Source organism: Eubacteriales bacterium mix99 (genome assembly GCA_038396605.1).
Taxonomy (GTDB): Bacteria; Bacillota; Clostridia; order Caldicoprobacterales; family DTU083; genus UBA4874.
This window is the reverse complement of sequence record CP121690.1, coordinates 1,714,974-1,726,739: the sequence shown is the minus strand read 5'-3', so window position 1 is coordinate 1,726,739 and position 11,766 is coordinate 1,714,974. Positions and strand designations below refer to the sequence as shown.

Annotated in this window: 11 protein-coding genes and 1 riboswitch; of the genes, 2 read left to right on the top strand and 9 right to left on the bottom strand. The window is 46.9% G+C overall.

The annotated features are described in order from the left end of the window. Positions 1-147: 147 nt before the first annotated feature. From rlmB to QBE55_07480, 5 genes are all read right to left on the bottom strand, one after another. Positions 148-900, bottom strand: coding sequence for a 23S rRNA (guanosine(2251)-2'-O)-methyltransferase RlmB (gene rlmB, locus QBE55_07500; GenBank protein WZL79890.1), 753 nt, complete (start codon positions 898-900; stop codon positions 148-150). Positions 901-1,076: 176 nt separating this feature from the next. Beyond that, positions 1,077-1,484, bottom strand: a complete 408-nt coding sequence (locus tag QBE55_07495) for a ribonuclease III domain-containing protein (GenBank protein WZL79889.1) — start codon at positions 1,482-1,484, stop codon at positions 1,077-1,079. A 213-nt stretch (positions 1,485-1,697) separates the two neighbouring features. Continuing rightward, the gene (locus tag QBE55_07490) at positions 1,698-3,074 is read right to left on the bottom strand and encodes an ATP-binding protein (GenBank protein ID WZL77427.1); all 1,377 of its coding nucleotides are present in this window, start codon (positions 3,072-3,074) and stop codon (positions 1,698-1,700) included. Positions 3,075-3,164: 90 nt separating this feature from the next. Then, entirely contained in the window at positions 3,165-4,046 is an 882-nt protein-coding gene (locus QBE55_07485) for an ECF transporter S component (protein WZL77426.1), read from the bottom strand. Between the two features lie 169 nt (positions 4,047-4,215). Continuing rightward, positions 4,216-4,330: riboswitch (THF riboswitch) on the bottom strand. A 115-nt stretch (positions 4,331-4,445) separates the two neighbouring features. Next, the gene (locus tag QBE55_07480) at positions 4,446-4,871 is read right to left on the bottom strand and encodes an ABC transporter permease subunit (GenBank protein WZL77425.1); all 426 of its coding nucleotides are present in this window, start codon (positions 4,869-4,871) and stop codon (positions 4,446-4,448) included. A 57-nt stretch (positions 4,872-4,928) separates the two neighbouring features. On the opposite strand from QBE55_07480, the gene QBE55_07475 reads away from it, so the two are divergent. Next, positions 4,929-5,459 carry an AraC family transcriptional regulator gene (locus tag QBE55_07475; protein ID WZL77424.1) on the top strand — a complete coding sequence of 177 codons (531 nt, stop codon included), beginning with the start codon at positions 4,929-4,931 and terminating at the stop codon, positions 5,457-5,459. Between the two features lie 206 nt (positions 5,460-5,665). Beyond that, positions 5,666-6,391: an NAD-dependent protein deacylase gene (locus QBE55_07470; protein ID WZL77423.1), complete on the top strand. Its 726-nt coding sequence runs from the start codon at positions 5,666-5,668 to the stop codon at positions 6,389-6,391. Positions 6,392-6,612: 221 nt separating this feature from the next. Here the strand turns inward: QBE55_07470 and QBE55_07465 are convergent, their stop codons facing one another. From QBE55_07465 to QBE55_07450, 4 genes are all read right to left on the bottom strand, one after another. Continuing rightward, positions 6,613-8,715 (bottom strand): DUF4965 domain-containing protein, encoded by a 2,103-nt coding sequence (locus QBE55_07465; GenBank protein WZL77422.1) that lies wholly within the window; start codon positions 8,713-8,715, stop codon positions 6,613-6,615. A 215-nt stretch (positions 8,716-8,930) separates the two neighbouring features. Further along, positions 8,931-10,331 (bottom strand): DUF5808 domain-containing protein, encoded by a 1,401-nt coding sequence (locus QBE55_07460; GenBank protein WZL77421.1) that lies wholly within the window; start codon positions 10,329-10,331, stop codon positions 8,931-8,933. Continuing rightward, positions 10,328-10,720: a GntR family transcriptional regulator gene (locus QBE55_07455; protein ID WZL77420.1), complete on the bottom strand. Its 393-nt coding sequence runs from the start codon at positions 10,718-10,720 to the stop codon at positions 10,328-10,330. Before QBE55_07455 ends, QBE55_07460 begins: the two co-directional genes overlap by 4 nt. Positions 10,721-10,885: 165 nt before the next feature. After that, positions 10,886-11,311 (bottom strand): hypothetical protein, encoded by a 426-nt coding sequence (locus QBE55_07450; GenBank protein WZL77419.1) that lies wholly within the window; start codon positions 11,309-11,311, stop codon positions 10,886-10,888. Positions 11,312-11,766 lie beyond the last annotated feature (455 nt).

Genomic DNA, 11,766 nt, shown 5'->3' with positions numbered 1-11,766 from the left:
CGTCTCCCCCAATGTTCCATCGCTTGAGTTACACATCATATTTCATTATACATTACATAATTCTGATAAGTCAAGCTCTCTTTGCGCCTCCGGCGCCTCCCGCCCGAAACGAAGTTCTGCATTTTTCCGGGCTGCCGGGATCCTCTGTCATCCTCTCTGCCGAACCACCTCATACATCAGAACTCCGGCTGCCACAGAAGCATTCAGGGATTCTATCCTGCCTCTGAGGGGAATCCGGACCAGAAAATCGCATTTTTCCCGGATCAGACGCCCGATTCCCTTTCCTTCGCTGCCAATTACCAGTGCAATCGGCCCGGCAAGATCCTGAGCTGTATACTCCACACCTTCCGTGGCTGCACCTGCAATCCAGATCCCCCGCTGTTTCAGATCCTCCAAGGTATGGACAAGATTGGGAACCTTTGCAACAGACAAATACTCCGCAGCACCGGCAGAAGCCTTCATTGCAACAGGAGTCATGCCCACCGACCTCCGTTTTGGAAGGATCACCCCATGGGCACCGCAGCATTCCGCTGTCCGAAGAATCGCGCCAAGATTATGGGGATCCATGATCTCATCCAAAACGATCAGGAAAGGTGCTTCCCCTTTCTCCTCTGCCCTGGAAAGGATATCTTCCACCTCCACATACTGATAGGGGGTGACAAAGGCCAGAACTCCCTGGTGCGCCCCGGATTCGGAAATCTCATCCAGGCGCTTCCGGTCCACTTCCTGAATCACAATTTTGGCTTCCCTGGCGCGACTGTATATCTCCCGGACGGACCCTTCCCTGCTTCCGCGGGCAATCAACAGTTTTTCCACTGTCCGTCCGGATTTCAAAGCTTCCAGCACCGGACGTTTTCCTTCGATATAACCTTCATCGCAATCATCATGGACCGGATCCATCCGGCCCGTTTCGGACCGCCCATCCTCCTTTTTTTCGTAGCGGCGGTTTCCTCTTTTCCGAATATCCCGCTCCTCCCCATATCTATCGTTCAGTCTGGGATTCTGCCGCGAACCATTTGCCCTTTTGCCTTTTTCCCGATTTTCTCTTTTCATAAACAACATCCTTTCTCCCGCATTCAATCCTTTCGGGGGCGGTTTCCCCCTTGTCTGGCATCCATTGCAAAACCAAGAACCTCGCACAGGCGTTCTTCCTGTCCGCTCAGATACAAATAGCCCAAAAGCGATTCAAAGCCGGTGGCCCAATGATATTCCGCCACATCTGCATTTTTCGGAACAGAACCGGGTTTTGCGTTTCTTCCCCTTCGGACAATGTATCGCTCTTCCTCCGTCAGCCGTTCCTCAATATCATGCAGGGTCTCCGACTGGGAACCGGCATTGACAAAGGAAATCGACCTGACATGCAGCTGGTGAACCGGGATGTCATTGGTAAGGATCAAATGGGTTCTTACAAACAAATCGTATACCGTATCCCCGATATAAGCCAGTACCAGCGGATGCATCCTGCGCACCCGGGACCGGTCCATTGCTTCCCCCGTGCTGCTTTTGATATAATCCAGCAATTCGCTCACTAAGCTTTCACTCCAAAATAAAAATAGGAATATGAGTAGTCTTCCCATATCCCTATTCTACATCAGTTTTTCATGCTTGTCTTTCTTTTTTATCGGAAGGAACCGTCCGATTCCATATGGCGTAAATCCAGGGACAATAAAGAGGTTAAATTTTTGAAAAAAATGACATCAGATATGACTCTTCAACATGGAATTGTTCGGATCAACATGTGATGAGACAGATTTTTCACTGCGGCGAAACAAAATACGGAATTCCGTTTCAAACTCTGAGCTATTGAAGATAATCTTTCCATTGTTCCGGTCCACCAGCTCTTTCACGATGAACAGGCCATAGCCCCGCTCCCCTTCCCCTTTGCTTTTCGTCGAATACTTGTAATCAAAAATATGTTTCTTATGAACATCGGAAATTTCCGGGCCATTGTTGGATATGGAAATACAGCATTTCCCCTCTTCTTCAAAAATATCAAGGGAGACAATTTTTTTGCTCTCCTCCGGATTTGCTGCCACAGCATCGAAGGCATTGTCAACAATGTTTCCGACGATCGTTGTCAGATCAACATCATCCACCTCGATATCTTCCAGAGACATTTCCGTATCCACCTCAAAAAAGATTTTCTTATCCTTCGCAAGATTGTTTTTTACCGCCAGCAGGCCATCCAGATACTTGTTGCCGGTATTGTAAAAGCGGAAACTTGTGCTGGTTGCGCTGGTAAGCCTCTGGGCATAGGACTTGACCCGGCCGATTGCCTCCGGTTCATCCATGGTGCAAAGGGCGACCAAAGTACTCAGATGATTCTGATAGTCATGCTTTTCCTTTCGGACTGCGTCAATCACCAGCTCCATGCTTCTGGAATATTCCTTCTGAAGCTTCAGCTGATTTTCAATGTCCAGCAGCTTCATCCGCTCCTTTGTATCCATGATGCCCATGACTAATACAGCGAGAAACAGAAGACCACTGGTTACCAGAGCCCTGATATTCTCTATGTACTTTGCTATATTGCTGTAAAAGAGACTCATGAACAAGAGGACAATAAACAGATATGCGGAGGAAGAATTATCCTTGCGGAAAACCTGGCTCTGAAAAAAACTGTTATTGAATCGGAACCTGGTAATCAGAAAAATCAGCGCAATCTGTATCGGCCGGATCACCAAAAGTGCTTTTGCCTGCATACCCCTGTTACCCAGAGCAGCGGGAAAAGGCAAGCCCATAACCGCCAGGACAGGGATCGAGGTAACCACTTCCGTAACCCCATAAATTAAAAATACAGTGACACTGGCGATGGCGGAAAGATAAAGATTCGTTTTGGTCAGGTACGCAAGCACCAACCAGCAAAACAGTACATAAAGCAATGTGACCGGGAACTCCCGATACAATGCAAAAACATGGCCCACGACGAGATACAGGGCTATAAAAAAGATAGCTTTGGTCGGACTTTTGCGGAAAAAGTCCGAATCACCCAGTACATAAAGGAACAGGTAGAGAAGTGTAGCTCCTTCCAGGGCAACAAAAATCACATCATTTAGTAAAAATAGCAGCAAATCCATTTTTTGTATACTCCTCCTCCATTTATTCCCCCTTTATAAATAGAATACAATAAATATGTATAAAATCCTTCCTTTCAGACAAAATTTTTTCTAGGAGACCATTTCTTTTATCCCTCTCTGTCGGTTCAGAGCACTGAGGAGCACTGCAACAAAATAGGTCTTGATGATATTTGCAAGAATCTCTTCGATTACGCGGGGAATCCACAGAACGACAAACGGCAGCATTTTCCATGATGTATAGACCATCTCCCTCATTACCATTGTATTGAGTGTGGTAACGATCAGGCCGGAACCTATCATGGCCAGAAGCAATGGCATCGTCTGCCCTCCCCCCTGGTTACTCCGCACTTTCCTGGAGATCAGAAGATCCAGGAGCAACAGAAGGATTCCGAACGCGGCGCTTCCGATCAGACCGGAAGTTGTAAAAAATAGATATGTTGCAAGATTCCCGGAAGGGTCCTTCATATTCATTGTCCTGGCAACAAGAAGTCTGCTGACAAGGTGCATCCGTTCCGTATGGATGTCGTCCATCCGTACCCTGTCATAAAATGATTTATCAATACCGTCTGCGGACAGAAATGCCATATTGCAGATGCCGAACAGCAGCAATAATACAGACAGGACAGCCACTGCGATCCGCATCCTCCTGACATCCCGATTCCGCAGAATCTTCCACAGACAGCCACGGATCCATCCGCCGGCAGCAGCAATCAGTGTCATGAGAGGAATAAAGGGACCCATGGGCTTCAGGAAGTGTCCCAACAGGTCCGAAAGTCCGGATGTCACAGCCCCATAAACAGGCCCAAATAAAATGGAAGGAAGGATAGAAAAAATACCGGATATGCCAATGCTCATTCCATTCTGTCCAAACAAGGGGATTTGAAATGAAAAGGCTGTTTTAAGTACAAGCGAAATACTGAGAAATACCGCAGATATTACAATGCGGCGCAAACGTATAGATGATTTATCCATTTAACGAACCGCTCCTTTCGCGATGAAATTGCCGGACAAGACACATTCGTGTCTTAAAAAATGAAGCAACGTTAAACGGACATGCCAGGTCGTTATCATAAAAGCACCTCCTGTTATGCAGCTCGGCTACATAACAAGAGGCACTGAAAAATACTTCTCCTTATTATGTAGCAGCGGGATGCGAACCTTGTACCGCAAGCCAATCCGGCTTTTCGTCCCTCTGACAACTCCCCGTTCAGAAGGCACTGCAATCGTGTGATCAACGCACAAGATCCTACTCTGCTTCTGGTTCTACACAAACCTTATTACTTGCTTATCATAGCAAATCCCAATATCGTTGTCAATCCCCGGGAACCTGAGTTTCCACAGGAATTATCAGCCCATTTCAGTTCTTCGCGCCTATCCTTTAATGGATCCGACCATAACCCCTTTTACAAAGTACTTCTGAATAAAGGGATAGAAACACAACACCGGCACAGTGGCAATTACTATTGTTGTATATCGGATCAGCGGTTTATACATATCCAGGTCTCCGACCTTTATCACCTTGGAAAACTGGGAAACAGTTGCCGTCTGACTTTCTTCAACCAGTAGTTCCCTTAAAATCAGCTGCAATGGAAACTTTCCCCTGTCCCTCAGATAAATCATGGCATTGAACCATTCATTCCAATGCCCCACTGCATAAAACAACAACATCACTGCCAGGACTGCCTTGGACAAGGGCACGACGATACGAAACAGAATGGTCCATTCATTTGCGCCATCAATCCTGGCAGATTCCTGAAGACTTTTGGGGAGCGTTTTGAAGGCTTTAACTTCAACCAATACCCCCATATGCAAAATGCCTTGATTCATATTGAAAAGATGCTTCAGAAGGTGGATGTGCCCTGCGCAAGAGACTGCCTGGATATTGACATTCCCTTTCGTCAGGTACTGAGAGAAATCAACCAGGTCAATGAATATTCCCAACTGATGATCAAGATACTGCTGCAACAGATCCTGGTATATACCTATCGGAGTTTTTGTTCCTCCTGGGAACAGAAGTATATCCCAAATCCGGAAAAGTCTCAGGGAGATACCATTTATCAGATTATCAATTACATTGACAGCAAGCTGTTGAGCCTGACGGGGCTTGCAGATATCGGACATGAGCTGGGCTACAGCTATCCCTATTTGTCACGGGTGTTTTCCGAAGAGACAGGGTTCACCCTCCAGGAGTACTACACCAGGAAACGGATGGAGAAGGCGATCCAATGGCTGCAGTCCAATGAATACAATATCACTGAAATTGCATACCGGCTGGGTTATCAGACGATTCAGTCCTTCAGCAAGGCCTTCAAAAAAACGATTGGAATCTCTCCCACCCAGTATCGGCAGTTTCATAAACAAAGGAAGAGGGAAACAACAGACTGACAGCTTGTTGCCGCCCCTATAATATCTATGATCAGATCATTCATGGTATCGGCAAGCGCCTATTCTGCTCAGCAATTGCGAAATTTGAGAAACAAGACAGAAAAAGGGATTCATGATATAATGAAGTGGAACATGCCGGAACTGAAATTACGACATGGAACAGAAATAATTATATGACAAAGATTCAGGAAAGGAAGCGTAATGGCATGGAAGTTCAAAAATTAAGTTCGATCATTGCCCAAAGTTCCAACATTGTGTTTTTTGGCGGCGCAGGGGTTTCCACAGAAAGTGGAGTACCGGACTTCCGAAGCAAAAACGGTATCTACCGGACAAAAACGAAATACGGAAACTCTCCTGAAGTCATGTTGAGCCACGGCTTTTTTACAAAGCACACCGCAGAGTTTTTTGATTTTTACAGAAATCAGATGATTTATAAGGACGCCGGACCAAATCCGGCCCATCTTGCACTGGCAAAGCTGGAGCAGGAAGGGAAGCTGAAAGCGGTCATAACACAGAACATTGACGGACTCCATCAAATGGCAGGAAGCAAAAACGTCCTGGAACTCCATGGGTCCATCCATCGAAATTACTGCATGAAATGCGGACAAAGCTACGATATGGACTATGTGGTAAACAGTACAGGCATACCAAAATGCAGCAAATGCGGCGGTATCGTGAAGCCGGATGTCGTTCTCTATGATGAAATGCTGAATGAGGATACCCTGGTCCGGTCCATTCGTTATATTCACAATGCCGATGTATTGATCGTAGGAGGAACTTCCCTGGCTGTTTATCCTGCAGCCACTTTGATTGAGTACTACAGGGGCAACAAGCTGGTACTGATCAACAAGACCTCTACCCCCTATGATAAAAAAGCGGATCTCATTATTCAGGACAGCATCGGCAAAGTGATGCAGGAAGCCGTCCACTGATATCCTGCTTGTTCAAAGCCTTACGGAATAGTTCCCGTGAGGCTTTATATTTATCCTATCACTATATACTTTGCTCTCCCTTCACTATTAATACAATCGGACAGGCCAAAGTGCCGGATCCAATTCAAGATTATTTATGGCATAACTGGCGGCGCATCTTTCACGCCGCCAGGAAAAATCTGCATTATCAACTTATCGACTTATCGACATATGGAAATTCATCAATCAATGGAGCATTTTCCGGATTGACGAAGCAAGGGCATGAACAGGCCTCCCTGCACCGTCCGGTTCCGGAAATTCCTGGCGTCTCCTGACTCCGTATCATACCAGTCCGAAAACGGAACACGGCTCCTGCTTTCCTGCAGGAACAGATAAACAGGACGGATCAGCTCCTTCAGGTCCTCTTCCGAATCCGCCATGGCGGCACACCACAAAGTCCAGTCTGTTTTGCTGTCGCTCATTCTGGAATCCAGCGGCAGACCATATCGATTCTGTTTTTTCCGATACCATTGGATCTCGTTTTCCATCATGTCTTTATCAAACAGTTCGGTGCCAAACAGGATATCCCACACCAGATTGTATTTCATGCTCCAACTGTCTTTCCTGTCAAAGGCCAGAAGGGTATGGTCCCCTTCCACAGCGGAGGTCTCCCAGGTACGGGCCATTTCTCCGGCGCGCTGCATAAACTGTTCCGCTTCTTTCTTCCTGCCCATCATGCGGCACAAAATGGACCAGGATGCCACTCCCATAATCGCCTTTGCAGACAGATTGACATTATGGGCAAGGTGCCCTGCAAAATCATCCGTACAAAGCTGCTCGCCCGGATCCTGTCCATATTTCACCAGATACTGCACCCATTTCTGAAGCAAATCGGAATGCTCCTCCGCAAAGGCTGCCTCTCCATCCACAACTGCAACTGCCGCTGTCATAATCAGCATGTTGGCGCATTCCTCCACCGGCATCTGCTGCTTCAGGGAATAAATCCCGCATTCCCCGGGGTACATCCAATAAGGCGGATAGACTTCCCCGTTCCCGGCTCTCCACTGTTTCCCTCCATCCTTCCCTGCTGTATCGGAAAGGCCGTATACCTGCCCGTTGGCATAAGGATACCGGCCCACATCATGCGGTGCAAAATCGTACTCCCATATAGGCATTTCCGCAAAATGGAAGATCGGTCGAAGCATTCCCTTTACCAGCTCGGTATTGTAGAGCAAAAACAGGGGAACGGAAGGATAGCTGACATCCACCGTACCAATGCAGCCATTGGAAAAGCACTCCTTGGACAGGAACAGTATCTCCCCCTCCGGCCCTGCAACAAGCTTGTGTGCTGCAATGCTTTGCCGATAAGCCAGAGATACGATGGAGGCATATTCCTCCCCGCCAGTTTTCCCGGCGGCAGACATCAGATCCCTGTCCAATGTATCACATTTCCGTACAATATCGTCAAAAGAACAAATGCTGTCCTCCAATGCTTCCAGTATGCTCTTTCCATCTTTTGCCCAATAACCTCTCAGAGGATGGCCAAAATACATAATGGAAGCCACATCATCGTAAGCCATGGTAATCAGACGATCTGCCCTTTCCCTGCCCACCTCTCCAAAGGACAGACTGGCTGCTATGGCAGGGCGGCTTGTTCCCGTTCCTGCAGGCTCCATTTCGGGATTCCCGTCATGGGTGTAAAATACCCGGCTCCCTTCCTGATCCGGAACAGCCAGATAAGCATAGCCCCAATCGATGGTAATATCATCCCCGCTGTGACAGAGGATTCCCTGCCGGGCACGGCCCATCCAGGCCGCCTCGAATCCTTTCATATGGTGTACCCCTCCGCAGACAGCTGGCTCTTTCGATGGATCTTTCCCGCATCCGCTTCCGGGGTTATCCTGCATTCCTGTCGTTTCGTCCTCATCTGTATGATAACAGAGTTCTGCGTCCACTTCCCACAAAAGGGATGCCTGATGTGTCCTTCCGTCTACGGAACGTAAGGATATGGAAGCATAGGTACAGGGCCTGGAGGTAAGTTCCAGATCGTTCAACAGAAGCGGAGTGATGAACTTTACCACCAGCTCCATCCCTCCGGCTTCAAAGGTATAGACTGAAGAAACAGGGGTTACTTCAACGGATTTCTGCTTTGCGGTTTCCCCGTCACCGGATCCCATGAACCGATAAGTTCTGTCGCCAACCTGCAGGAAACCTCTCATGGCTTTTCTGTGCCCTGTCCAATGGCGGGTATCCCCGTCATACAGATGATCCGCAAAGGACCATACCGAAAAATAGGGGTCACAGGTAATCAGCGGTACTGCAGGGATACGAAATGCTTTGCTCAAGTTTTCCACTCTCCTTGTTCCATTGTTCTGCTCTTGTTGTCCCGAACTGTCTTTTTCACTGTTTCCCCTCCATAACAAATGAAATCAGGAAGGCTTTCTGTTTCAGTGAATCATTGATAAATATTGGAGCATCGCTGCAATTGTTACACTGAAAACTATAGCATATATAGTCCGGAAGTCAAGAAAAGAGTGAGAAAGAGTAAAAAGGAGATCCGCTATTTCCCCGATAACCAGCGATCGATTGTCCGGTGCAGGTCTTTCGTTTTTTCCGGGGTTTTGTCATTCAGGATAACATAACCAGGATCCCTGCCTTTCAGCTGAACGACGATATACTGATCCACATGGTTATAAATATACATCATGCATTTTCCGTATCCTTCCATATTAAAATGTCCGAAGCTTTTATTTGCGCCGCCATATCCATTGGTACGTGTTCCACCCGGAAGCTGATCCGTCGTGGATATCGAAACAACCTGATCCCTTTTTATCGTCATGTCATACATTGCAGCATCAATATGGATGTTCGAATCCTGTACAGTAACCTGATAATCCCTTGCTCCCCCAAAGGCGACAAGCCCGATGATCAGCAGAATCAGTATCCCTGTGCCAAAATAGAGGAGTTTTCCAGCCGGACGTCCGGCATTGATCGTCCATCCCATGCCCGTAACCCTCTTGGGAACAAAGATGCGGGGATCGTTGGGATTGTGGTAGACGCCCCACTTCCATCTATTTTGCTGCTCCTGAATCGATTCCTTCCCGTCGGACGAATCATCGGAACATGTCTCTTGCAGGCCGCGCATCTTACTCTGCTGCCATTGTGCAATACCCAGCAAAGCGGCAATCAGCAAAATCACCGGAACGAGGATAAATAAGCCATTCTTGACATATAACAATAACATGGAGAAATTAAATAAAAGCCAGAATACAAGCATCGCAAGTGCAGATAAGGTAGAAGATATGCTGTTGATCCGCTCCTCCCGCTGTGCAAACGATGGACGAACCCCCGCTCTCCCATCTGCCATCCGGGAATGCAGACTTCTCATCTGATAATACAGGGAAACCATCAAAGCCTGGCAAAGCGGACCGATCAAACTCAGTCCAATCGGATAAAGATCCCTTTTATCAGGATGAAACAGCAAAAACAGTGTCGGTATAAAGCTCAGCAGCAAAAACAGCCACACCCAGGCGGAAGAAATACTGGACTTTCCCGTTTCCCTTGCGACATCCAGGTCTGCCGTTATAATATTCTCTTCTCTGGTCTTCTGATAAACCCAGTCATTTTTCTCTTTGATCTGTATCAGAATCTTTTGAAAGTGACCGATCACAATCCAATTGACAAAAAGATTCAGTGCTATCAGAACAAGCATGACAAACTCTGCAAAGCCACCGATCACCGGAACCAAAAGGAGAAAGCTGCATCCGACAGAAACAATCAGAATTACATAGCAGACTTTTGTAAAGAAAGCAATCGTTCCCTTTATTTCCGGATGCCGGGAATGCGCCTTGCTTAATGTCACTCCAAGGACCTGATGATTCTGATACTCTCTGAAAAGCAGGGACGACGCTGTCATTACTCCAAACACCAACCACGATACAATAAGTAAAAACAAAATCATGAAAGAACCTCCTTCATTTCATATACTCTGTTCATCAGCTGAATCATGCGTTCTTTCAGCTCCTGCCCGGAAGCACCCTTTATCCGCGCTTCCGAAATCAAAAGCGTCAGCCTCTGGTCAAAATCCAAATCCATGGCATCACCTTCTACCGGAAGGCTATGGATCTGAGCACCGTTTCTTCGATCCATTGAGATTACCCCTTCTCCTTTCAGCAATCCATACGCTTTGCTGACGGTCATCGGATTAATACCAATTTCACCGGCAAGCTGACGAACGGTGGGAAGCGGATCTCCGGCTTTCATTTGTCCTGTGGCAACTCCCAGAACAATTTGATTTCGGATTTGCTGATAAATAGGAATATCAGCTGCCATATCAATTTGTATGATCACGCACACACCTCCATATATTTGTATTATGTATTATAATACAAATATACACATAAGGCAAGAAATATTCAAAGGAATTCTTTAACAAAAAGCCATCCGATGTTCTGGATGGCTGAAAAGTGACCGGAAATCCGGCAAATTATGGATCATAATAGTGATTTGCAGGGTTTACCGTGAGGAAGATTTTAATACCGTGATTTCCCTCCGATTATCTGCAGTGGTCATTTCCAACTTCACTATCACAGCACGGATATCCTTGAGCATTTGTCCCATTTCCTGTCTGAATTCTGTTAATTCTGCGGTTTGCTCCATGATCACTGCCACGGTTTGCTGAATCTTGTCCTGCCCCGTCTCTACCTGGCTGAGTCTTGTATCCAGCTGCTTCTGCCCCGTCTCTACCTGGCTGAGCCTTGTATCCAGCTGTTTCTGCCCCGTCTCTACATGGCCAAGTCTTGTATCCAGCTGTTTCTGCCCCGTCTCCACACGGCCAAGTCTTGCCTCCACATGGCCGAGCTTTGCCTCCAACTGTTTTTGACCGCCACTGAGATTCTCCAGACCTGTAAGCATTGCTTTTTGAAACTCTTCATTGGTCATTCCGGCGCCCCCCTGTGTATAATCGTATTCATTATATCATAATTCTTTCAGAATAGATCTGAAGTTTTCATTAATATAGCAAACGGGTCCCGCCTTACTTTTCTGACCGCTAATATTTGTTCACGAGTCCATTCTTTTTCACTACACAAGGGCTGGACAAAAATGAAGCGGATTTGAGGAAAAGAAACAGCCAATTACGGCCAACCAGCCATACAATGCACCATGGATCCGATACATACCCGCCTGGCGGTCATCTTGCAAATGGTACCTTTTCGTGTATATAATCATTATACGGACGTTTCTTTCTTATCAACAAACAAGGGAGGTCCATAAACTGCCCGGAAGTTTTAACTGCCCGCAGCAATACATCCTGGCAGCAAAGCAAATATAATGGAGTACAGTCTCTATCGTAGAAAATGGATTACCGGTCAGTACCAACCCAAAGTGGCAGCCTA